The sequence below is a fragment of the Agromyces sp. NPDC057865 genome (genome assembly GCF_042796995.1).
Taxonomy (GTDB): domain Bacteria; phylum Actinomycetota; class Actinomycetes; order Actinomycetales; family Microbacteriaceae; genus Agromyces.
This window is the reverse complement of record NZ_JBHVMJ010000002.1, coordinates 1,114,403-1,136,580: the sequence shown is the minus strand read 5'-3', so window position 1 is coordinate 1,136,580 and position 22,178 is coordinate 1,114,403. Positions and strand designations below refer to the sequence as shown.

23 protein-coding genes are annotated in these 22,178 nt (G+C 71.8%); 14 read left to right on the top strand and 9 right to left on the bottom strand.

Features of this window, described 5'->3' with window-relative positions; all coding sequences use genetic code 11:
- A partial coding sequence (locus tag ACFVN5_RS12980) for a hypothetical protein (protein WP_376955622.1) occupies nt 1-347 on the bottom strand: 347 nt, incomplete at its 3' end.
- Between the two features lie 288 nt (nt 348-635).
- Between ACFVN5_RS12980 and ACFVN5_RS12975 the strand changes: the two genes are divergently transcribed.
- The 3 genes from ACFVN5_RS12975 to ACFVN5_RS12965 are packed head-to-tail and all read left to right on the top strand — an operon-like array spanning nt 636 to nt 2,724.
- Nucleotides 636-1,904 (top strand): cytochrome P450, encoded by a 1,269-nt coding sequence (locus ACFVN5_RS12975; protein ID WP_376955621.1) that lies wholly within the window; start codon nt 636-638, stop codon nt 1,902-1,904.
- Nucleotides 1,901-2,047, top strand: a complete 147-nt coding sequence (locus ACFVN5_RS12970) for a hypothetical protein (protein WP_376955620.1) — start codon at nt 1,901-1,903, stop codon at nt 2,045-2,047. Before ACFVN5_RS12975 ends, ACFVN5_RS12970 begins: the two co-directional genes overlap by 4 nt.
- Before the next feature lie 5 nt (nt 2,048-2,052).
- Nucleotides 2,053-2,724, top strand: coding sequence for a DUF6766 family protein (locus ACFVN5_RS12965; protein WP_376955619.1), 672 nt, complete (start codon nt 2,053-2,055; stop codon nt 2,722-2,724).
- Between the two features lie 45 nt (nt 2,725-2,769).
- Here ACFVN5_RS12965 and ACFVN5_RS12960 read toward each other — a convergent pair whose 3' ends face one another.
- The 3 genes from ACFVN5_RS12960 to ACFVN5_RS12950 all read right to left on the bottom strand — a co-directional run bounded on the left by ACFVN5_RS12960 (nt 2,770) and on the right by ACFVN5_RS12950 (nt 6,563).
- Entirely contained in the window at nt 2,770-3,855 is a 1,086-nt protein-coding gene (locus ACFVN5_RS12960; protein WP_376955618.1) for a glycosyltransferase, read from the bottom strand.
- Complete coding sequence (locus tag ACFVN5_RS12955) at nt 3,852-5,990, bottom strand: glycogen debranching N-terminal domain-containing protein (RefSeq protein WP_376955617.1); 2,139 nt, start codon at nt 5,988-5,990, stop codon at nt 3,852-3,854. Before ACFVN5_RS12955 ends, ACFVN5_RS12960 begins: the two co-directional genes overlap by 4 nt.
- 228 nt (nt 5,991-6,218) lie before the next feature.
- Complete coding sequence (locus tag ACFVN5_RS12950; protein WP_376955616.1) at nt 6,219-6,563, bottom strand: hypothetical protein; 345 nt, start codon at nt 6,561-6,563, stop codon at nt 6,219-6,221.
- Between the two features lie 222 nt (nt 6,564-6,785).
- Here ACFVN5_RS12950 and ACFVN5_RS12945 point away from each other — a divergent pair, with 222 nt between their 5' ends.
- The 4 genes from ACFVN5_RS12945 to ACFVN5_RS12930 all read left to right on the top strand — a co-directional run bounded on the left by ACFVN5_RS12945 (nt 6,786) and on the right by ACFVN5_RS12930 (nt 10,285).
- Nucleotides 6,786-7,736: a helix-turn-helix transcriptional regulator gene (locus ACFVN5_RS12945; protein WP_376955615.1), complete on the top strand. Its 951-nt coding sequence runs from the start codon at nt 6,786-6,788 to the stop codon at nt 7,734-7,736.
- Nucleotides 7,733-8,677, top strand: a complete 945-nt coding sequence (locus ACFVN5_RS12940; protein ID WP_376955614.1) for a helix-turn-helix transcriptional regulator — start codon at nt 7,733-7,735, stop codon at nt 8,675-8,677. Before ACFVN5_RS12945 ends, ACFVN5_RS12940 begins: the two co-directional genes overlap by 4 nt.
- A gap of 90 nt (nt 8,678-8,767) precedes the next feature.
- Nucleotides 8,768-9,751: an FUSC family protein gene (locus tag ACFVN5_RS12935; protein WP_376955613.1), complete on the top strand. Its 984-nt coding sequence runs from the start codon at nt 8,768-8,770 to the stop codon at nt 9,749-9,751.
- A 111-nt stretch (nt 9,752-9,862) separates the two neighbouring features.
- Complete coding sequence (locus tag ACFVN5_RS12930) at nt 9,863-10,285, top strand: YybH family protein (protein ID WP_376955612.1); 423 nt, start codon at nt 9,863-9,865, stop codon at nt 10,283-10,285.
- A 36-nt stretch (nt 10,286-10,321) separates the two neighbouring features.
- On the opposite strand, the gene ACFVN5_RS12925 is transcribed toward ACFVN5_RS12930, so the two are convergent.
- Nucleotides 10,322-11,248: a Ppx/GppA phosphatase family protein gene (locus ACFVN5_RS12925; RefSeq protein WP_376955611.1), complete on the bottom strand. Its 927-nt coding sequence runs from the start codon at nt 11,246-11,248 to the stop codon at nt 10,322-10,324.
- 108 nt (nt 11,249-11,356) lie between these two features.
- Between ACFVN5_RS12925 and ACFVN5_RS12920 the strand changes: the two genes are divergently transcribed.
- Genes ACFVN5_RS12920 through ACFVN5_RS12905 form a run of 4 tightly spaced genes read left to right on the top strand, consistent with a single transcriptional unit; the run spans nt 11,357 to nt 15,853 of the window.
- Nucleotides 11,357-11,953 (top strand): TetR/AcrR family transcriptional regulator, encoded by a 597-nt coding sequence (locus ACFVN5_RS12920; protein ID WP_376955610.1) that lies wholly within the window; start codon nt 11,357-11,359, stop codon nt 11,951-11,953.
- The gene (locus ACFVN5_RS12915) at nt 11,950-13,230 is read left to right on the top strand and encodes an MFS transporter (protein WP_376955609.1); all 1,281 of its coding nucleotides are present in this window, start codon (nt 11,950-11,952) and stop codon (nt 13,228-13,230) included. The genes ACFVN5_RS12920 and ACFVN5_RS12915 overlap by 4 nt, the downstream gene beginning before the upstream one ends.
- Entirely contained in the window at nt 13,227-14,477 is a 1,251-nt protein-coding gene (locus ACFVN5_RS12910; protein ID WP_376955608.1) for an alanine racemase, read from the top strand. Before ACFVN5_RS12915 ends, ACFVN5_RS12910 begins: the two co-directional genes overlap by 4 nt.
- A complete protein-coding gene (locus tag ACFVN5_RS12905; RefSeq protein WP_376955607.1) occupies nt 14,474-15,853 on the top strand; it encodes a D-arabinono-1,4-lactone oxidase in 1,380 nt (459 codons plus the stop codon). The genes ACFVN5_RS12910 and ACFVN5_RS12905 overlap by 4 nt, the downstream gene beginning before the upstream one ends.
- On the opposite strand, the gene ACFVN5_RS12900 is transcribed toward ACFVN5_RS12905, so the two are convergent.
- From ACFVN5_RS12900 to ACFVN5_RS12890, 3 genes are read right to left on the bottom strand one after another with little or no spacing between them, the layout of a single operon-like run.
- Nucleotides 15,828-16,562: an ABC transporter permease gene (locus ACFVN5_RS12900; RefSeq protein ID WP_376955606.1), complete on the bottom strand. Its 735-nt coding sequence runs from the start codon at nt 16,560-16,562 to the stop codon at nt 15,828-15,830. The genes ACFVN5_RS12905 and ACFVN5_RS12900 overlap by 26 nt on opposite strands.
- Nucleotides 16,559-17,395, bottom strand: coding sequence for an ABC transporter ATP-binding protein (locus ACFVN5_RS12895; RefSeq protein ID WP_376955605.1), 837 nt, complete (start codon nt 17,393-17,395; stop codon nt 16,559-16,561). The genes ACFVN5_RS12900 and ACFVN5_RS12895 overlap by 4 nt, the downstream gene beginning before the upstream one ends.
- The gene (locus ACFVN5_RS12890) at nt 17,385-18,047 is read right to left on the bottom strand and encodes a TetR family transcriptional regulator (protein ID WP_376955604.1); all 663 of its coding nucleotides are present in this window, start codon (nt 18,045-18,047) and stop codon (nt 17,385-17,387) included. The genes ACFVN5_RS12895 and ACFVN5_RS12890 overlap by 11 nt, the downstream gene beginning before the upstream one ends.
- A gap of 132 nt (nt 18,048-18,179) precedes the next feature.
- Between ACFVN5_RS12890 and ACFVN5_RS12885 the strand changes: the two genes are divergently transcribed.
- Together ACFVN5_RS12885 and ACFVN5_RS12880 are read left to right on the top strand one after the other, a co-directional pair.
- Complete coding sequence (locus tag ACFVN5_RS12885) at nt 18,180-18,746, top strand: LemA family protein (protein WP_376955603.1); 567 nt, start codon at nt 18,180-18,182, stop codon at nt 18,744-18,746.
- 9 nt (nt 18,747-18,755) lie between these two features.
- Nucleotides 18,756-19,631, top strand: a complete 876-nt coding sequence (locus ACFVN5_RS12880; protein WP_376955602.1) for a M48 family metalloprotease — start codon at nt 18,756-18,758, stop codon at nt 19,629-19,631.
- Nucleotides 19,632-19,646: 15 nt separating this feature from the next.
- On the opposite strand, the gene ACFVN5_RS12875 is transcribed toward ACFVN5_RS12880, so the two are convergent.
- Nucleotides 19,647-20,852 carry a winged helix-turn-helix domain-containing protein gene (locus ACFVN5_RS12875; protein WP_376955601.1) on the bottom strand — a complete coding sequence of 402 codons (1,206 nt, stop codon included), beginning with the start codon at nt 20,850-20,852 and terminating at the stop codon, nt 19,647-19,649.
- A 99-nt stretch (nt 20,853-20,951) separates the two neighbouring features.
- Here ACFVN5_RS12875 and ACFVN5_RS12870 point away from each other — a divergent pair, with 99 nt between their 5' ends.
- Nucleotides 20,952-22,175, top strand: a complete 1,224-nt coding sequence (locus ACFVN5_RS12870; protein WP_376955600.1) for an AI-2E family transporter — start codon at nt 20,952-20,954, stop codon at nt 22,173-22,175.
- Nucleotides 22,176-22,178 lie beyond the last annotated feature (3 nt).

The following is a 22,178-nucleotide window of genomic DNA, read 5'->3' as shown; positions in this document are numbered from 1 at the left end:
CCGCGCACCAGCTCGGAGGCGTAACCCGAGTCGGTCGAGGCGCTCGCCATCTCCGAGAACTCGGAGCCCGCCGAGCGCAGCCCGCCAGCCAACCGGGTCTGCTGCGTGGCGGCCTGGCTGCTGAGCTCGTCGCCCACCTGGCCGAGGAACCGGCGAGCCTGGTCCTTGGTCTCCGAGGCGACCGAGCGGGTCTCGTCCTTGGCCACGTCCACGACGTGCCGGCCGGCGTCCCCGGCATCCGAAGCGAGCGTGGCGACGTCGTCGCGGAGATCACCGGACCGGTCCGAGGTCGTGTCGTCGGCGGCGGTGACGCCGCCTGGCGTGTTCGACAGGTAACTGCTGGTCATCGTCTGCCCTCTTCCTGTATCTGGGGCCGACGAGCTCGATTCCGCCATGGAGCAGCGACAGCCCGTCGGTTCGGGTTCGAACACGTTACGTAGCCCCGAGGAAGCCGATGAAGTCCCTTGCGATGCCGCAACCGGGCGCGTATAACCCGCGCGCGCAGTGCGCGCGAATGGGGCGCCCCACCAGCTTCCGCCTCGACCGCTGAGCGACGACCGGAGCGGCCGCATCCGACTGCCGACCCATCGTCAAGCCCCTGTCCGCGCCGAGGCGGAGACCGCGACCATGGGCGGATGGACCTCCCGCAGACGACCACCGAACCGACCTCGTACGTCCACGATCGGGAGACCGCCGACGACTCGCTCGCCTTCCTCCGCGACGGCTACGCGTACGGCACGCGGCGCTTCGAGCGATTCGGCACCGACGCGTTCCGGACGCGCCTCCTCGGTCGCCCCACGGTCGTCGTGCACGGTCGCGAGGCTGCGGCGATGTTCTACGACCCGCGCAGCATGACCCGGGCAGGTGCGATCCCGACGTCGGTCGCGCACCTGCTGCAGGACGACGGCAGCGTCCAGACGCTCGAGGATGCAGCACACGATCATCGCAAGGCCGCGTTCCTGCGGCTCCTCGGCGATGCGGAGGCCGCACGGATGGCGGAGGCCTCGGGTCGCGCATGGGCGGCCGCGGCCGCCCGCGAGGCGGGTCGCACGCGGTCGTTGTACGACCTCGGCGTCGAGGTGCTGACCCGTGCGGCACTCGAGTGGACCGGGCTGCCCGCCGGCTCGGCCGACCCGCGCCGGCTCGCCGGGCCGCTGGCCGAGATGGTCGACGCGGCCGCCCGCGTCGGCCCGCGCAACTGGATCGCCCGGCTCCGACGTCGTCGCGTCGAGCGCTGGGCGGAGGCCGTGCTCGGGATGGTGCGGGACGGCGAACTCGAGGTGCCGGCCGGGTCGCCGATCTCGGTCGTCGCCGGATTGCACGACCACGACGGTTCGCAGCCGCCGCTCGACATCGCCGCCGTCGAGCTCATCAACCTGCTGCGGCCCATCGTCGCGGTCGCGCGATACGTGGCGTTCACGGGGCACGCGCTGGAGCGGCATCCGCACTGGCGCGAGACGCTACGCGGCGATGCGGCCGCCCGGCACCGGTTCGTGCAGGAGGTGCGACGCTTCTACCCGTTCTTCCCGGTGATCGCGGGCACCGTGCGGCGCGGCTTCACCTGGCGGGAGCACGAGTTCGAGGTCGGCAAGCGCGTCGTGCTCGACCTCTACGCCACGAACCACGACGAGCGGATCTGGACCCATCCCGGCCGGTTCGATCCCGACCGCTTCATCACGTGGGTCTACGACCCCGACGCGCTCGTGCCGCAGGGCGGCGGCGACGCGGCGACCGGGCACCGTTGTCCCGGCGAGGGCGCGACCATCGCCCTCATGGAGCGCTTCCTCGAGTTCGCCACGGCCGACCCGGCGCCGTACACCGTGCCGCCGCAGGACCTGCGGATCAGCCTGCGCCGGATCCCCGCACTGCCGCAGGACCGCATGCTGGTCACGTTGGCCGAGTGAGTGCGTCGGCGCTCGTCAAGCCCATGCCCGCGACCGCACCCCGGCGTTACGTTCACGGCATGAAGGTCGTGTTCACGTCATGGCTGGCGGCCATCGCCGTCGGCCTCCTGTACATGTACGCCATCGCACTCTCGGGACGGTGATCCGCATGCGCCTCCGACAGCACTCGCTCAGCATCTTCTTCGCCGTGATCTTCCTGCTCGCCCTCGTCGGGCAGTCGATCGCCGGGCTCGTCCAGTTCAACCAGGAGCAGCTCGCACACGGGGGCGAGGTCGTCACGTGGGCGCAGTTCGTGACGTCGTCGGACTTCGTCGTCGACGTCGCCGAGAACTGGCAGTCCGAGTACCTGCAGTTCTTCCTCTTCATCTTCGCCACCATCTGGCTCGTGCAGGACGGCTCGCCCGAGTCGAAGAAGCCCGGACACGAGGGGATCGGGTCCGACGAGCAGCAGAAGGTCGGCAGGTACGCCGAACCAGACTCGCCGAAGTGGGCGAAGGCGACCGGCTGGCGCCAGGTCGTGTACAGCAACTCGCTGCTCATCACGATGGGCGCGATCTTCGTGCTGTCGTGGCTCGCCCAGGGCATCGCCGGGCACACGGTCTACAACCAGGAAAAGGCCCAGCACGGGCAGCAGCTCCTGACCCTCGGGGGATACCTCCTGTCGGCCGACTTCTGGAACCGCACGCTGCAGAACTGGCAGTCCGAGTTCCTCGCGGTCGGCAGCATGGTGGCGCTCTCGATCGTGCTCCGCCAGCGCGGGAGCTCCGAATCCAAGCCCGTCGGGACGCCGCACCACGAGGGCGCGGTCAGCCCCGAGTAGCGCCGGCGTCGTCCTCCGGCGCCGGCGCCACCGTCTCGACGCGCGCTATCCCGCGGGGCTGGGCCCCTCGAGGGTCACCGCCGCCGGCCGGGCGGCCCCGGCGCGATCGAGCGGATGCGGGCGGCGCACGAGGTCCTCGAACAGGGCCACGTAGTCCTCGGCCATCCGTGCGGCCGAGAATCGCGTCTCGGCGGACTCGCGGCACGCCGCGCGGTCGAGCTCGCCGACCCGCTGGAGCGCCTCGGCGAGGTCGCGGGGCGTCCCGCGCACGAACCCCGTGCGGCCCTCCTCGACGATCTCCTGGACGGATCCGCGCGGCGTCGCGACCACCGGGCTGCCCGTCGCGAGCGCCTCGATCATCACGAGGCCGAACGGCTCGTCCCACTGGATCGTGTTGAGGAGCGCGCACGACTCGCCCATGAGGACGTACTTCTCCTCGGCCGAGAGCTCGCCGAGGTACTCCGCGTTCGAGCCGAGCGCCGGGCGCACGACCTCCTCGAAGTACTCCTCCTCGGCCGGCTCCTGCATCTTCGCGGCGATCCGCAGGGGGATGCCGGCGATGGCCGCCGCCTCGATCGCCTCGGGGATGCCCTTCGACGGATGCATCCGGCCCACGAAGCAGGCCGTGTCGCCGCCGGGACCGACCGGCACGTCCTGCACGCGGATGCCGTGGTGGATGACCCGGGCGATCGGCACGGGAGCCGCGAGCGACGCCTGGTTGTGCGAGATGGCCACGTAGGCGACGTCGTCCGCCGCCGCCAGGTACAGCTCCTGCTCGAGCGGGATCAGCGGGCCGTGCGCCACGGTCGCGACGGGAATCGTGGTGGCGGTCTTCGCGATGATCGGTCCGGCGAGCGTGTTGTCGAGGATGACGTCGACGTCGGAGAGCCCGGCGAACGCGCGCAGAAGATGGCGCAGCTCATGGGCGGTCACGCCCATCGTCTCGGGATCGGAAGGCTCGAAGCCGTCGAGTCGGGGCACCGGCGAGGTGCTGTCGGCGGATGCCGCGAGCACCACGTCGTGGCCGGCTTCGTCGAGGGCGCGCGCCAGCGTGTCGATGAAGGACTCGATCCCGCCGTAGGCCGGGGGCGGGATCGGGATCCAGGGCGGCGCGATGATGCCGATTCTCATGTGGGTTCCCTTCGGGTCGGCACCGCGGCCGACGGCATCGGCTCGTGGTGCAGGGTGACGCCGGCGGGCAGACCGGCGACGGAGGTGCCGGACCGCGAGGTGTCCAGCGAGATGCGGCGTCCGGCGAACGGCACGTTGCGCAGGTGGATGTCGCCGAACGTGGCCGCCGACGTGGGGGAGACCCAGACCTCGCCCGTCGGGAGCGACGGATCGAACCGGAGCGTCGTTCGCAGGAGCGAGAGGGGGGTGGCCGCCGCCCACGCCTGCGGCGAGCACGACGCGGGATACGAGACGGGCTCGGGATAGTGCTCCCGGTCGAAGCCGCAGAACAGCTCCGGAAGGCGTCCGCCGAAGTACGATGCCGCCTCGAAGAGGCCCGAGACGATGCGGTTGGCCTCCTCGACGAATCCGTACCGCATCAGCCCGGCCGCGACGATGGCGTTGTCGTGCGGCCACACCGAGCCGTTGTGGTAACTCGCGGGGTTGTAGGCGCCCATGTCGGTGCCGAGCGTGCGCACGCCCCACCCGCTGAACATCTCGGGCGAGAGGAGGCGCTCGGCGACGGCGGCCGCCTTGTCGTCGTCGACGATCCCGCTCCACAGGCAGTGGCCCATGTTGGACGTGCTCGCGTCGACCGGTCGCTTCTCCCGATCGAGGGCGACGGCGAACCAGCCGCGATCCGGAAGCCAGAACGCGTCGTTGAAGGCGCGCTTCAGCTCGGCCGCGCGTTCCGTCCACTGGTCGGCAGCCCCGTCGTCGCCGCGGAGCCTCGCCAGCATCGCGCGGGCCACGAAGGCGGCGTAGACGTACCCCTGCACCTCGCACAGCGCGATCGGCGCCTCGGCGAGCGTGCCGTCGGCGAAGTTGATGCCATCCCAGGAGTCCTTCCAGCCCTGGTTCACGAGACCGTGGTCGTTGAGGCGCTCGTACTCGACGAAGCCGTCGCCGTCGCGATCGCCGAAGCGATCCACCCAGTCGAGCGCGCGATCGGCCGCGTCGAGCAGGTCGCCGTCGTCGTCGGGAAGTCCGCCCCACCGGGCGAGCTCGCCGAGCACCACCACGAACAGCGGCGTGGCATCGACGGTGCCGTAGTAGACCGACCGCCCGCCGAGCGCGAGGTTCGTCGTGGCGCCGAGGCGCACCTCGTGCAGGATGCGCCCGGGCTGCTCCTCGGAGGAGGCATCCTCGCGCTCGCCCTGCAGGCCTGCGAGCGTCTGCAGCGTGCCGAGCGCCAACGCCGGGTCGAGGGGAAGCGCCATCAGGGAGGTGAGCAGCGAGTCCCGGCCGAAGAGCGCCATGAACCACGGCACGCCCGCGGCGACCACCGGCCGATCGGGATGCGCGGGATCGAAGATCCGGAGCGCCCCGAGGTCCTGCTGGCTCTGGCGGATGGCGCGTTCCATGGCGTCGTCCTCGAGCGACGAGACCGGCGAGCCCGACTGCCAGGCCATGAACCGGCGTGCCGGCTCGGTGAGCACGTCCTCCTCGGCATCCGGGGCAGCGGCGAGATCGGGCACCTCCTCGGCGGGGACGACCCGCACGGTGCGCGACCACTCGCCGCGGGCATCGAGCACGACGTCGAACGAGAGGCGACCGCCCACGAGCTCGGCGCCCTCAGCCATCACCAGCAGGCCGTGGTTCACCGCGTGCGCCGAGCGGATGCGATAGCGTCCGGGTCCGTCGGCTTCGATGCGCTTCGGCCGTCGGGCGGCACGCCCTTCCTTCACCTCGAAGATGTCGGCGAAGTCCGCCTCGATGACCACCTCGACGCGGAAGGCCAGCGGGTCGCGCGAGAAGCTCCGCAGGGTGATCGTCTCGAGCAGCCCTGCGCCGACGCGGCGGTCGCGCTCGACGATCAACGGCGTGTCGGCGCGGCCCGGCACGTGTCCGGCGCGTCCGACCATGACGACGCGATACGGATGCGGCGTGATCGATGAGAGCGGCTCCACCGGCGTGTCGTCCACGAGCAGCGTCAGCCTCGAGACCACCCGCGTGTCCCGGTAGAAGGCCCCGTGCGGCAGCTCGGGGATCATGTCGCCGTTCGGGCCCGAGACGCAGAAGGAGGTTCCCTCCACGATCGTCACGGCGCCCGGTCCGGCCGTGTTCGCGAGCGTGTCCATGTTCCAACCGGTCATCATCACCGCCTTCGCGGCCGGATCCGATGCGACCCCACAGGTCATCGAGCCGCGGATCCGACCGTCTCCCACGCTACGAAGGGGGCGCGGGCGATGTCAGGGGATTGACCACGCCGGACACGCTCGCTAGCCTCGCGTCGCCGCTCTGGACGGCGGCTCCGGGCGCGCCGAGGAGCCGCACATCGCCGGGCGGCTGCCGGCGTGCGGGGTGGTCGACGCGCGGGAGGTTCAGGCGGCCGGAGACGTCGCCACGCCGGGGTGCCGCGGCTGCGACGGCATCGGTTCCGTCGGGATGCGGTTGGTGTCCCGGTCGGCGATCGCGGCGCTCAGCGACAGGCCGGCGTTGCTGTTGACCGCGATCATCAACCGGTCGAGCCAGTGCTTGTCGCGGGCGGAGCGGGTGGCCGTGTCGAATTCGGCGCGGATGAAGGTGATGTGGGTGATGAACACCCGCTGCTCCTGCCCGACCTCGTCGGCCCAGCTCAGCAGGACCGGCTCGTGGCGTCGCAGTTTCGTGGTGATGACGGTGAAGACGTGGTCGAGGAGTTCATCATCGACGACGATCGGCCCCACTCCGTCAAGGTGCAGTGCTCCCATGGTGGACGTCCGGCTTTCCAGAAACGCGAACCCGCGTGACGCAACGACCTGCTGCGGATCTCGGATAGTCCGTCCCCAAGGCTGACGCTACGCGCTCCGGTGGGATTCCCCCCGAATGCGGGACAGTTGGTACGATCCGCTGTGAAACGCGTGCGTAATACGGATGAATGGGACGGGGTGCGCCGACGGGAGGACGGGATGACCGTCACGCACCTGCACGCCACGACGGTCGACCTCGACGAGGCGGAGGCGCGATTGCGCGCGGTCTATCCGTCGATTCGCGTGCATCGCCCGCGCGGCGCCACGTCGTTGATCCTCGAGGAGCGCTTCGACGGCGACCCGCGGTTCAACCTCGTCGAGTTCGTGTTCTCGATGGGGTCCTCGGCCGGCCAGGACAGCACGCCCGGAGCGGTGATCGCCAGGACCATCGGCCGCCCCATGTCGGTCTCCGACGGACGCACGGTCACCACGACGGAGCGTCCCGTCCTGATCCTTCCCGGGGTTCCGCTCGCCAGTACGTGGGACCAGGTCGATGCGCAGGCGATGCTCATTCCCGCCAGCACGGTCGAGGAGTACATCGAGTTGCGGGTCCACTCCGACGAGCGCCCGAATGGCGAGCATCTGGTGCGGGCGCCGTCCCAGCCGCTCGCCGACCAGTGGAACCGGTTCCAGGACTACCTGGTGCGGGACTTCTTCCGCGCGGACGGCGCCTTCGAGAACGAGCTCATCCGTGCGACCACCGAGGAGCTCTGCGTGCGGATGCTCCTCGCGGTGTTCTTCCCGCCGTCGTCGCATCGTCCGGTGGACGGCCGGGGGGCCATGCCCGCGAGCACGCAGCGCGCGGTCGCCTTCGTCGACGAGCACGCGCACGAGCCGATCACGATCGCCGACATCGCGGACGCCGCCCGGCTCTCGTTGCGCGGCCTCCAGGCGGCGTTCCGGCGTCACCTCGACACCACGCCCTACGAGTACCTCCGGATCGTCCGGATGAACGGCGCCCGCGAGGAGCTGCGACATCCGGATGCGGACACCACCGTGGCATCCGCGGCTCGTGCGTGGGGATTCGCGCACCTCGGCCGATTCGCGGGGGAGTACCGGGGGCTGTTCGGCGAGACACCGCGGGTCACCCTGCAGCGTGGTCGCTCGTGAGTGCGGAGGTGCTGCACTGGCGCTGGGAGACCCGGGACCCCGGCGTCGCCGACCAGGTGGTGCGCGACACCTACCCGGGAAGCGCGTTGAAGCAGTTGAGCTCCTTCGGGCGCTTCACGCAGGTGCTCGACGGCGACGCGGGCGTGAACGAGGTGCGGATGCGACTCGAGGGCAGCTTCGAGGGGGCCTCGATCATGGGGGACGAGGTGCTCGTCGTCCTGCCGACCGCCGGGGAGTTCGCGTGGTCCGTCGGCGACGAGCGCGGCATGGGCAACCACCCGTTCCTCTGCCAGCCGGGCGACCGCATCCGGAGCCGCCAGGCCGACGCGTCGCTCCAGCTCATGAGCTTCGACGCGGGGGCGATGGCGGGGTTCGCGGCCGACGCGTACGGCATGCCCGACGTCGACGTCCGCTTCGATGGCCCCGACCCCGTGTCGCCCGATCTCGAGCGGTTCTGGATCGCCACGGCGGAACTGGCGGCGGCGGTGTTCCGCGACCCGGCGCTCGACGCGATGCCGATCGTGCATGCCACGACGCGTCGTCACCTCGCGATGGTCACGCTCGAGGCGTTCCGCCTCGCCGGCGAACCAGAGGTGCGCCTCGCGGCGATGGGTCGCCGTCAGCGGCTTCGGGGGCGGGCGGTCGCCTACCTCGACGAGCACGCCCACGAGCCGATCACGTCCGATGACGTCGCGCGTGCCGTGGGCGTCCCGACGCGGGTGCTCGACGAGCTCCTCCGTGCGACGGCGGGGTCGACCACCGCCGACCTGCTCGGTCGCGCCCGCCTCGCCGGCGCGCACGCCGAGCTCGCGCGAGCGGACGCCGAGTCGACGACCATCGCCGCCGTCGCCCGCGCGTGGGGCTACCGGGACGCAGCGGCCTTCGCCCGCCACTACCGGGCGGCCTACGGACGGCCGCCTTCGCACACGCTCCGCTCGTAGCGAGCGCGGGTCGACACCGCGAGCCGGGCGACGCGACGCCGGCTCGCGGATGTCGCCCCCGATCGGCCGCGGATGCGGCAGGGTGGTCGCATGGACTCCCCGCGCCCGATCGCCTGGTCGTGGCGGAACGTCGCCCACGGCGTGCTGCTCGCGCTGCCGGCGGTCGTGGCATGCGTGTTCGATCCGTCGCTCGGACTGCCGCTCGCGGTCGGCGTGCTTCCTGCGGCGGCCCTGGGCCTGCGCAGCACGCGTCGGGAGCGCGCCCTCGTGATCCTCGTCGGAGTGGTCGCGGGCGCGTCCATCTTCCTCGGGTCGGTGGTCGCGGGCCGTGCCGTGCTCGCCGTGCTGATGGTGTTCGTGCTCTGCGTCGTCGTGGCCGCGATGACCGCCGATCCCTCGCGCCGCCTCGCTCCGTTGATGCAGATGCTCGGGCTGCCGCTGTACGGCGCCGGACTCTCCGAATCCTCGTGGACGGGACTCGCGGCCGGGCTCCTCATGGTGGCGGGATCCGTCTACGGCTGGCTCGTCTCGCTCGCCTGGACCGAGGGGGAGCGCGCGCCCCGACCCCCGCGGGTCTCCGCGTCACGGACGACGATGCTCGTCTACGGGGTGCAGATCGGGCTGGCCGGCGCCGCCGGCGCGGCGCTGGGGTTCGCGTTCGGCGTGGACCACCCCGGCTGGGCGTGCACCGCCGCCCTGCTCGTGAGCCGCCCCGATCGGCGTCAGCTCGACGCCCGCGGCTGGGGACGCGGGGCATCCGTCGTGCTCGGCGCGGTGGTCGCCTGCACCATCGCCGCGTTCTCCGCGTCGGACCCCGTGATCGCCGTGCTGGTGCTCGTGACGCTCGCCGTCGGCACGGGGACGTCGGGGAGCCGCTGGTACGTCTTCCCGTTCTTCTCGACGGTGCTCGTGCTGTCGATGCTGCTGCTCGACGAGACCGAGTCGGCCTCGCACTGGTTCCTCGAGCGAGTCGGGCTGACCCTGCTCGGCGTCGCGCTCGCGCTCGTCGCGGCGTGGATCTTCACGCCGATCAGGCAGCGCGTGCGAGCGGCCTCGGTCGCAGCGGGCCCGTGAGCGCCCGTTCGGGCCGGGCCCCAGGCGGTGGCGGATGCCGGAGCGAGCACCGATAATCGCATCGGATCCATCGCGGCGGGCGGAGCGTCACGCCGGAATCGGGGAGGCGACGTGGGGGAGATCGGCTTCGAGGACGCGCTCGCGCGGACGGCGGAGGGCCTGCGGGCGATGGGGCGCGGCGACCCCGCGCCGTACCGCTCGTGCTGGGCGACCACCGACGACGTCACGCTGTTCGGCGCCTTCGGCACGATCGAGCGCGGGTACGACGACGTCATGGCGACGCTCGACTGGGTGGCGAGCCGGTTCAGCGAGGGTGCCCTGGTGCCCGAGTACGACCTCGTGCACGTCGGGGAGGACACGGCCCACACCGTCGGGTTCGAGCGGGGCGTCGTGCGCGTCGACGGGGGAGACCCCGGCGAGATCACGATCCGCGTGACGCACGTCTACCGCCGCCTCGGCGACGGGTGGCGCATCGTGCACCGTCACGGCGACCATCCGCCGGTGCTCGCGCGTCCGCCGCGGCTCGACGCATAGCCGGCGCCGAAACGCGACGGATGCCGCGCGCCGCCCTCAGCTCATCCGGTCGAGCCGGCGCAGGATCAGCCCCTCGCGCAGCGCCCACGGCGACACGTCGAGCTCGGGTACGTCGAACGCCTTCATCGCCTCGGAGAGCACGACGGCGCCCGCGACGATCTGGAAGGTGCGGTCGGCCGTGATGCCGGGCAGCGCCGGCCTGGCGTCGGCGGGGATGCGCGCGAGCCGCGGGATCCAGTCGTCGAGGCCCTTCCGGCGCAGGATGCTCCGCTCCTCGGAGCCGACACCCTCCTCCGTCCACCCCGCCAGCCGTGCCAGCGACCGGATGGTCTTCGACGAGCCGACGACGTGGTCGGGCGAGGGCAGGTGGGCGAAGTCGGGCAGCGCGGATTCGAGCACGCCCGCCGCATGCTCGCGCAGCGCCTGCACCTGCTCGGTGCTGGGCGGGTCGTCGGGGAGGAACGCGACCGTCGACCGACCGGCGCCGAGGGGCAGCGACTCCGCCACGTCGGGCACCTCGTCGGCGCCGCTCGCGATCTCGAGCGAGCCCCCGCCGATGTCGAAGAGCAGGATCCGCTCGGCCGACCACCCGTACCAGCGGCGCACCGCGAGGAACGTGAGCCGCGCCTCGTCGTCGCCCGACAGCACCTGCAGCTCGACGCCGGTCTCGCGCGCGATGCGGGAGAGCACCTCCTCGCCGTTCGCCGCCTCGCGGATGGCGGAGGTCGCGAACGGCAGCAGCTCCTCGATGCCGGCCTCGCGCGCGGCATCCGCTGCACCGCCCACCGCGTCGAGGATGGCGACGACGCCCTCGTCGCTGATCGCGCCGTCGGGCTCGAGGTACCGCATGAGGCGAAGGACCGCCTTGTGCGAGGCCGTGGGGATGGGGCGGGCACCGGGATGGGCGTCGACGACCAGCAGGTGCACGGTGTTGGATCCGACATCGAGGACACCGAGGCGCATGGTGCGAGCGTAGCCGTGCGGGCGTGCACCGCGGGTCCGTTTCGTGCATACTGGTGCGACTGGGACGATCGTCCCACTTCGGTCGGCAACGGAGTCGAGAGGAGCCGCGTGGCCCGCATCCCCGCACCCGAGCGCCGTGCGGCGCTCATCGAGGCGGCCCTGCGCGTCGTGTCCCAGCACGGCATCGCGCAGGCGACCACACGCGCGATCGTCGCCGAGGCCGACATGTCGCTCGCGAGCTTCCACTACGCGTTCGACTCGCGCGACGAGCTCATCGACGAGCTCATCGCCACGGTCGTCGCCCGCGAGCAGGCGGCGGTCATGCCCCAGGTGGTGCCCGGCCAGGGCCTCCGCGAGATCCTGGAGGCGGGCATCCTCCGCTACTTCGAGCACCTCAGGGCCGACCCCGAGCACGAGCAGGCGATGCTCGAGCTCACCCAGTACGCGCTGCGGTCGCCCGACCGGCATCCGCTCGCGCTCGCGCAGTACGCGCGGTACGTCGAGCTCGCCGAGCGCTCGCTCGAGCTCGCCGCGAGCGTGGCGGATGCCGCGTGGCGCGTGCCCGTCGCCCTGGCGGCGCGCGTGCTCGTCGCGTTCACCGACGGGCTCACGCTCACCTGGCTCGTCGACCGTGACGACGCCGCCGCTCGCGCGGTCGCAGCAGCGGCCGCGGACGCCCTCTCGAGAATGGCCGACCCCCGATGACCCACCTCGACGCGCCCGCCGGCCACTCGGCCACCGCGCCCGCGGCGCTCGGCGAACCCACCCGACGCGTCGGCGCCGGCTGGATCACCGCGTTCGCGACGGCCTGGTTCGGCATCTGGATGGCGCAGCTCACACCCGTGCAACTGCTGCTGCCCGCCCAGGTCGACGAGCGGCTGCATCCCGAGAACTGGGTCGACAGCGTCGTCGCGTTCGGCGCGATCTCGGGCGTCGCCGCGCTCGCGACGATCATCGCGTATCCGCTGACGGGAGCGCTCTCCGACCGCACGACGTCGCGGTTCGGCCGCCGTCGCCCGTGGATCCTGATCGGCGCGCTCGTGTTCGCGGTCTCGCTCGTGCTCCTCGGGTTCCAGTCCGAGATGTGGGCGATCGGCGCCGCGTGGGTCGCGGCATCCGTCGGCTTCTGCATCATGACCGCCGCGCTCACCGCGACGATCTCCGACCAGGTGCCCGTGAACCAGCGCGGATTCGTGTCGGGATGGATGTCGGCGCCGCAGGCCGTCGGCATCATCGTGGGCCTGCTGCTCGTGACCGAACTCGTCACCGACCGCGTGACGGGCTACGCGCTCCTCGCGGCGATCCTGGTCGTGCTCGCCGTGCCGTTCCTGTTCCGCCACGACGAGCCGCTCACGGCGACCGAACGCACGCGGGTGTCGGCGAAGCACATCATCGCGGGCTTCTGGATCAGCCCCCGCAAGCACCCCGACTTCGGCTGGACGCTGCTCAGCCGCGTCATGGTCTCGATCGGCAACGCGCTCGGCACGAGCCTGCTGCTCTACTTCCTCATGTTCCAGCTCGACGACGAGCACGCGGAGGACGACCTGATCATCCTCACGCTCATCTACATGGTGTTCGTGATCCTCGCCTCGCTCGGCCTCGGGAGGCTCTCCGACCGGCTCGGGCGACGCAAGGCCTTCGTGTTCCTCGCCTCGGGCCTGCAGGGCGTCGCCGCGCTCCTGCTCGCGATCGTGCCCGACCTCTCGGTCGCCATGGTCGCCGCCGGCCTCCTCGGGCTCGGCTACGGCTGCTTCCTCTCGGTCGACCAGGCGCTCGCCACACAGGTGCTGCCGGATGCCGCGACGCGCGGCCAGGACCTCGGCATCATGAACATCGCCTCCGCCGTGCCGCAGGCGATCGCGCCGCTCATCGGCGCCGCCGCGGTGCTCATGACCGGGTCGTTCGTGCTCGTCTTCGTGCTCTCGGCCGTGTTCGCCTTCGGCGGCGCGCTCGCCGTGGCCCGGGTGCGGAGCGTGCGATGACCGCCTCGCTCGACCTGCGCGTCGGCCCCGCGACGACGGATGCCGCGCCCTGGACCGACCCGTCCCGGTACTGGCCCGCCCTCACCGCCGCCACCCGGCAGCTCGACGCGCCCGTGGGCGCGATCCACCTCGGCGCCCTGCGGCACAACGCGGAGGACATGACCCGCCGCGCGGCGGGCACGCCCATCCGCATCGCGTCGAAGTCGGTGCGCGTGCGCAGCGTGATCGAGTCGCTCCTCGCGCAGCCCGGCTACCACGGGGTGCTGGCCTACACGCTCGCCGAGGCGCTCTGGCTCGCCGACACGATCGACGACCTCGTGGTGGGCTATCCCACGGCCGAGCGCGGAAGCATCCGCCGACTCTCGACCGACGCCGGCCTCGCCGGCCGCATCACGCTCATGGTCGACTCGCCGCAGCAGCTCGACCTCGTCGACGACGTGCTGCCGCCCGGCCGCCGCGAGGAGGTACGCGTGTGCCTCGAGCTCGACGCCTCGTGGAACGCGCCCGTGCTCGGGCACCTCGGCGTGCGGCGGTCGCCCGTGCACGATCCGTCCGACGCGGGCGCGCTCGCCGCGTACATCGCCGAGCGGCCGGGCTTCCGCCTCGTCGGCGTCATGTCGTACGAGGCCCAGATCGCGGGCGTCACCAATCGGCCCAAGGGCAGGCCCGTCGACGGCGCGATCAACCGCTGGATGCAGTCCCGCTCGATGCCCGAGCTCGTCGAGCGCCGGGCCCGCGCGGTGGCGGCGGTGCGCGAGCACGCCGACCTCGAGTTCGTGAACGGCGGCGGCACCGGCTCGCTCGAGGTCACCTCGGCCGACCCCTCGGTCACCGAGATCGCGGCCGGCTCCGGCCTGTTCGGCGGCCACCTGTTCGACGGGTACGCCCACTTCACGCCCGCCCCGGCCGCGGCGTTCGCGCTCGATGTGGTCCGCTCGCCGAGCCCCGAGCACGCCACCATCCTCGGCGGCGGGTGGATCGCGTCGGGGCCGCCCGCGGCCGACCGTGTGCCGAGGATCGTGTGGCCCGAGGGCCTCGAGCTGCTGGGGCGGGAGTCGGCGGGCGAGGTGCAGACGCCCGTGACGGGCGCGGCGGCGCGCGCGCTGCGCGCGGGGGACCGGGTGTGGTTCCGGCACACGAAGTCGGGCGAGCTGTCGGAGCACCTGAACGAGTTCGCCGTCGTCGACGGCGACGAGGTGGTCGACACCGTGCCCACCTATCGAGGCGAGGGGAAGGCGTTCCTGTGACGGCGAGCGGAGCGACGTGGCGCAACTGGGCGCGCACCGAGTCGGTGCGGCCCCTGCGGGTGGAGCGGCCCGCCACGGCCGGCGCGGTGCAGCGGGCGGTGACCTCCGCCGCGGCATCCGGCCTGCGCATCAAGCCCATCGGCGCGAGCCACAGCTTCACCGGCATCGCCCTCGCGCCCGACGTGCAGCTCGACCTCACCGAGCTGTCGGGCGTCATCGACGCGGATGTCGCGACCGGCCGGGTGACGCTCGCCGCCGGCACGCGGCTCCACGCGCTCCCCGAACTGCTCGCGCCGTACGGCCTCGCCCTGCAGAACATGGGCGACATCGACCGGCAGACCATCTCGGGCGCCACCTCCACCGGCACGCACGGCACCGGCCTTGCGTTCGGCGGCCTCGCGACCCAGATCGTCGCCGCCAAGCTCGTGACCGGCACCGGGGAGCTCATCACGATCAGCGAGACCGAGCGCCCCGAGCTGCTGCCCGCCGTTCGCCTCGGCCTCGGCGCGCTCGGCGTGCTCGTCGAGGTGACGCTGCAGCTCGTGCCGCGGTTCGTGCTGCACGCGGTCGAGCGCCAGGAGCCGTTCGGCCTCGTGCTCGACGAGTGGATCCACCGCGTGCGCGAGCACGACCACTTCGAGTTCTACTGGTTCCCGCACACGGACACCGCGCTCACCAAGACGAACACGCGCCTGCCGGGCGACGCGCCGCGCAAGCCCCTCGGGCGGGTGTCGCGCTGGATCGACGACGAGCTCCTCGCCAACGGCGCCTACCGGGCGATGTGCCTGCACGGGCACCTGCAGCCCGGCATCACCCCGAGGCTGGCCCGGCTCGTCGACACGTTCACCGGCGAGCGCGACTTCACCGACTTCTCGCCGAAGGTGTTCACCACGAACCGCACGGTGCGCTTCCGCGAGATGGAGTACGCGATCCCGCTCGAGGCGATCCCGGAGGCGGTGCGCGGGGTGCGCGAGCTCATCGAGCGGAACGGGTGGAGCGTCAGCTTCCCGATCGAGGTGCGCGCCGCGGCATCCGACGAGAACTGGCTCTCGACGGCGCACGGTCGCGACACCGGCTACATCGCCGTGCACCGGTACCACCGCGAGGACCCCACCGAGTACTTCGCGGCGGTCGAGCAGCTCATGCGCGGCTTCGGCGGCCGCCCGCATTGGGGCAAGATGCACACCCAGTCGGCCGAGACCCTGCGCGAGGTGTACCCGCGGTTCGACGACTTCCTGCGGGTGCGCGACGAGCTCGACCCCGAGCGTCGCTTCGCGAACCCCTACCTCGACCGCGTGCTCGGCACGGGACGAGCGGATGCCGCGGCCGACGCCGCCCCCGACGCCGGCGCTACGGCGTCCGCCGACGCAGCGTGACCGAGCCGACCACGATCGACCCGACGATCCAGGCGCCGATCGCGAGGATGCGTGCCCAGATCCAGGCGGCATCCTCGGAGCCGTCGGCGACGGCCGTGAGCGCGTCGATCGCGTAGCTCAGGGGCAGCCAGTCGCTGATCGCCTCGAGCACCTCGGGCAGCTGGTCGCGCGGGATGAAGATGCCGCCGAGCAGGATCTGCGGGAACACCAGCAGCGGCATGAACTGCACGACCTGGAACTCGGTCCGGGCGAACGCGCTCGCGAGCAGCCCGAAGGCGGTGCCGAGCAGCGCGTCGGCGACGGTCACGGCGAACAGCAGCCAGATCGAGCCCTCGATCTCGAGGCCGCACACGAACACCGCGAACGACACCGCGATCGCCGTCTGGAAGACCGCGAGGAAGCCGAACGCGAGCGCGTAGCCGAGGATGAAGTCGCCCTTGCCGAGCGGCATCGAGAACAGCCGCTCGAGCGTGCCGCTGCGCCGCTCGCGGAGCGTCGAGATGCTCGTGACGAGGAACATGACGATGAACGGGAACAGCGCGATCATCGCCGGCCCGATGGTCTGGAACACGTCGGTGTCGGTGAAGATCCAGGCGACGAGCCCGATGAGCAGGCTCGGCACGACGAGCAGCAGGCCGACGGTGCGCGGATCGTGGCGGATCTGCGTGAGCACGCGGCCCGCGGTCGAGAACGTGCGGACGAGGGTCATCGCGTCGCCTCGCTTCCGACGTCGTCGGCCGCCCTGGCATGCTTCGCGACATGCACCGGCGCATCCCCCGATTCGCCGTCGTGCGGCTGGAGGTCGGGCTCCCCGCGGCCGATGAGGCGGAGGAACGCCTCCTCGACGTCGTCGGTGCCGGTGAACGCGAGCACGCCCTGCACGGTGTCGTCGGCGAGCAGTTCGCCGTCGCGCATGAGCAGGAGCCGGTCGCACCGCTTGGCCTCGTCCATGACATGACTCGAGACGAGGAGGGTCGCACCGTCGGCGGCGAGCTCGTGGAAGAGCTGCCAGAGCTCGACGCGAAGCACCGGGTCGAGTCCCACCGTCGGCTCGTCGAGCACGAGCACCTCGGGGTCGCCGAGGAGGGCGGCGGCCAGCGAGACCCGGCCGCGCTGCCCGCCCGAGAGCGAGCCGGCGAGCCGGCCGGCGACCGAGCCGAGGTCGGTGCGCTCGATGACCCGGTCGATGTCGGATGCCGGAGCGCCGAGCACCTTGCGGAAGTACGAGAGGTTCTGCCGCACGGTGAGGTCGTCGTACACGCTGGCCTGCTGCGTATAGTACGCGACGCGGCGGCGGAGCCCCCTCGAGCCGGCGGGGAGGCCGAGCACGTCGATGGTGCCCGACTGGACGACCTGGACGCCCACGATCGAGCGCATCAGCGTGGTCTTGCCGCTGCCGCTCGGGCCGAGGAGGCCGACGATGAGCCCCTTCGGCACGGCGAGCGAGAGCCCCTGCAGCACGGGCGTCTTCGCCCGCTTCACGTGCAGGTCGTGCACGACGATGGCGGGCCCGCTCGTCGCGGCATCCGCGTTATTCATCATGTGCTGAATTGTGCGCCGGTGCCACGGTGCTGTCAAGGATCCGCGCGTCGCCCGTGAGATGGAACTGCACGACCGGCGCGACGCGTGCGACGAGTTCGTCGTCGGACATCGACGCGACCGGCTCGAACGCGAGCACGTACCGCACCATGATGATGCCGACGACCTGCGATGCGGCGAGCTCCGCGCGCAGCTCGGCGTCCTCGGCGTCACCGAGCCGCGTGGCCAGGCGCAGCATGATCTCGCGCCGGAGGAACTCGCGCAGCATCCGCGAGACCGGCCCCTGCGCCATCACCGATCGCATCGCGGCGGCCGCCGCGGGCTGCACCTTCGGATTGCCCCACGCGGCGAGCACGGCCCGCAGCAGGCGGGCACCGAGCTCGTCCATCGGCCCGTCGAGCGCGCCCTGCACGATGCGGTCGGGGCGGAGCGGCACCGCCACCACCTCGGCCACGAGCGCGGACTTGTCGTCGAAGTAGTGGTGCACGAGGCGCGGGTCGACGTGCGCGCGGCGGGCGATCGAGCGGATCGACGCCGCCTCGTAGCCGCGCTCGCCGAACTCGGCGGCCGCCGCCGCGAGGATGCGCGCCTTCGTGTCGTCGGGGTTGGCGCCTCGCGGTCGCCCGCGTCGGCGCGGCCCCTCACGCTGCTCCACAGGCTGAGCCTACGCCCGGAGCCCGCCGCGGCTTCCCTTCGAGTCTCATGGGAAGCTCACTGCCGCCGCCTGACCGATCGGTAGGATGAATTCCACACCCCGACAGTCGCCGCAGCGCTAGGAGTCCGTGCCATGGAATGGCTCATCCCCGTCATCATCGTCGTCGTACTCCTCCTCATCATCGGCATCTACCTGTGGGCCACCTACAACTCCCTCGTGACGCTCAACGTGCGCGTCGACGAGGCGTGGAGCGACATCACGGTGCAGCTCAAGCGGCGAGCCGACCTGATCCCCAACCTCATCGAGGCGGTCAAGGGCTACGCGGCGCACGAGAAGGCGGTCTTCGAGAACGTCACCAGGGCGCGTGCCGAGACGCTGCAGGCGCAGGGTCCGGCCGAGGCGGGTGCCGCCGAGAACCACATGCAGCAGGCGCTGAAGTCGATCTTCGCGGTCGCCGAGGCGTACCCGCAGCTGCAGGCCAGCCAGAACTTCCTCCAGTTGCAGTCCGAGTTGGTCGACACCGAAGACAAGATCCAGGCCTCGCGGCGCTTCTACAACGGCGGCGTGCGCGAGCTCAACACGAAGATCAAGGTCTTCCCGAACACGCTCTTCGTGCGCGGCCTCGGCTTCCACGAGCGCGAGTTCTTCGAGGTCACGGAGCCGGCCGCCATCGCCGAGCCGCCGCGCGTGCAGTTCTAAGGGCCGTCGTTGTACCGAGCGATCGCCAGGAACAAACGCAACACCGTCTTCATCATCCTGTTCTTCCTCGCCATCATCGGCGGGTTGGGCTGGCTCGCCGCGTGGGTCTACAACGACCTCACGATCGTGATCGTCACGCTGGTGATCGCGACGGCGTACGCGGTGTTCCAGTACTTCACCGCCGACCGGCAGGCGCTCGCCATGTCGGGCGCCGTCGAGCTGCGCAGCAAGGCCGACCACCCGCGGCTCTGGCGCACGGTCGAGAACCTCTCGATCACGACCGGCACGCCCATGCCGCGCGTGTTCGTGATCTCCGATCCGGCGCCCAACGCGTTCGCGACCGGACGCGACCCCGAGCACGCCGTCGTCGCGGCGACCACGGGCCTGCTCGAGCTCATGGACGATGCCGAGCTCGAGGGCGTCATGGCGCACGAGCTCGGCCACGTCCGCAACTACGACATCCGGCTCTCGATGATCGTCTTCGGCCTCGTCGTGGCGGTGGGCTTCGTCTCCGACATGCTCGTGCGCATGACCTTCTTCGGGCGCGGCAACAACAACCAGAACCCGATCGTGCTGGTCTTCGGCCTCATCGCGCTCCTCATCGCGCCGCTCGTCGCGAGCCTCGTGCAGCTCGCGGTCTCGCGGCAGCGCGAGTACCTGGCGGATGCCACGGGCGCGATGACCACCCGTCACCCCGATGCCCTGGCGAGCGCCCTCGAGAAGCTCGAGGCCTACGGTCGGCCGATGCAGCGCCAGAACTCGTCGATGGCCCACCTCTGGATCGCCGACCCGCTGAAGCCCGGCGTCATCGACCGCCTCTTCGCGACGCACCCGCCGATCGCCGAGCGCGTCAAGCGGCTCGAGCAGATGGGCGGCGCGTTCTAGGGCAACGCCCCAGCCCTACGCCGCCAGCTCCGCTCGCAGCGCGGGCGCGAGGTCGCCGCGGCCCACGACGTGCACCTCGTCGAGGCCCTGCCACGCGGCCGCCTGCCACAGCACGGGCAGCAGCCGCGCCGCCGTCTCGTCGGGGGCGCCGTGCTCGATCCACGCCGACTGCACGCGCAGCACCTTGGCCTTGCGGTCGCTCTTGAGGTCGACGCGACCGACGACGTCGTCGTCGATGAGCACCGGCAGCGAGTAGTACCCGAACTTTCGCTCGGGCTCGGGCGTGTAGATCTCGATGCGGTAGTGGAAGTCGAAGAGCCGTTCGGTGCGCGGCCGGAACCACACCACCGGGTCGAACGGCGAGAGCACCGCGGCCGCGTCCATGCGGCGGGGCCGACGGGCGTCGCGATGCACCCACGCGGGCGTGGCGCGAGTGCCGGTGGTCCACCCGGGGACCTCGACGGGCAGCAGCTCGCCGGCCTCCTCGAGGTCGCGCACGGCGACGCGGACGGGCGCGCGCAGCATGCGCCAGTAGTCGGCGAGATCGGCCTCGGTCGCGATGCCGAGCGCGATCGACGCACGGCGCACGAGCTCGCGCACCGCCTCGGGCTCGGGTGGCGCCGCATCGAGCAGCTCGGGGGCCAGCGCCTGCTCGGGCAGGGCGTAGACCCGCTCGAACCGCACGCGCTCCACGCACACGACCTCGCCGACCCGGAACATCCACTCGAGCGTGCGCTTCACGTCGGACCAGCCCCACCACGGGCCGCGCCGCTCGTTGGCGTCGTGCTCGATCTCGCTCGCCCGCATCGGGCCGTTGGCCAGGAGCTCGCCACGGAGCCAGTCGGCGAGGGTGCGGTTCTCGACGAGCCAGCCGCCCCACTCGCTGCCCTTCTGCCGGTACTCCTCGCGGCGGAACTCGAACAGCGGCCAGAGCTCGCGTGGGATGAACGCCGCCATGTGCGCCCACGACTCGACCATGCGCCCCCGCCGGCCCGTGGTGAGCCGGTCGAGCAGGTCGCGGTCGTAGGCGCCGAGGCGGCTGAACGCGGGCAGGTAGTGGCTGCGCTCGAACACGTTGACCGAGTCGATCTGCAGCACCCCGAGCCGGTCGACGAGCCCGGCGACCTGCCGCAGGCCCGGCTCGGCGGCGGCCGGGCGCCCGAAGCCCTGGGCCGCCAGGGCGATGCGGCGCGCGAGCGCGGGACTGACGGTGTCGACCATGATCCTCAGACCCTATCCGGAGCCACCGACAGGCACCGACCGCCGCAGGCGGCCCCGCCGCATGCCGTGCCCGGAATGCGGCCCGCCTAGACTGGAGCGATGACGGGGTCGAGCGACCAGGGGCGAGGCAGGTTCGTCAAGCGGTGGCGTGCCGCCGAACGCGATTCGCCGCCCGCGCCGCCGCATCGCGACGCCACCGACTCGATCCCGTTCGGCATGCGCATCGCGGCCGCCTGGTCGTGGCGGCTCCTGCTCATCGGCGGCGTGCTCGCGGTCGTGATCTTCCTCGTCATCCAGCTGCGCCTCATCGTCATCCCGCTGCTGGTCGCGGTGCTCCTGGGTGCCCTGCTGGTGCCGTTCTCGCAGCTCCTGCAGCGCCACGGCTGGCCGAAGTGGCTCGCGGTCACGGTCGCGATGCTCTCGACGCTGATCGTCGTCGGCGGGCTGCTCGCGGTCGGGATCTCGTTCATCGCGCGCGACCGCGACGAGCTGTACGCGCAGAGCATCGTCGCGTGGGACGACTTCCGGGCGTGGCTCCTCGAGGGCCCGTTCCACATCACCGAGCAGCAGCTCAACGACTGGGCCTCGCAGATCTTCACCTCGATCCAGCAGGACAGCAGCGTGCTCGTGAGCGGCGCGCTCTCGGTCGGCTCGACGCTCGGCCACTTCCTCGCGGGCATGCTGCTCGCGCTGTTCGCGACCCTCTTCATCCTCATCGACGGCAAGCACATCTGGCGCTGGATCGTCGGGGTCTTCCCCAAGCGGGCGCGCGCGGCCGTCGACGGCGCCGGCCGGGCCGGCTGGGCGACCCTGCAGAACTTCGTGAAGGTGCAGATCCTCGTCGCCACGATCGACGCCATCGGCATCGGCCTCGGCGCGTTCCTGCTCGGCGTGCCGCTCGCCGTGCCGATCGCGATCCTCGTGTTCCTCGGCTCCTTCATCCCGATCGTCGGCGCGGTCGTCACGGGTGCGCTCGCCGTCTTCGTCGCGCTCATCTACAACGGCTGGGTCATCGCGCTCATCATGCTCGGCGTCGTCCTGCTCGTGCAGCAGGTCGAGGGGCACATCCTGCAGCCGCTCATCATGGGCACGGCCGTGAAGGTGCATCCGCTCGGCGTCGTCATCGCAGTCGCCACGGGGTCGCTGCTGGCCGGCATTCCCGGTGCGCTCTTCGCCGTGCCCGTCGCCGCCGTCGTCAACGTGATGATCAGCTACATCGCCGGCGGCAGTTGGAAGGGCGAGACCGGCCCACCCGCGACGGAGGCGCGGTCGCCGCTCTGGCGCACCGTGCCGCAGCGACCGGGCTACCAGCGAGGAGAATGAACG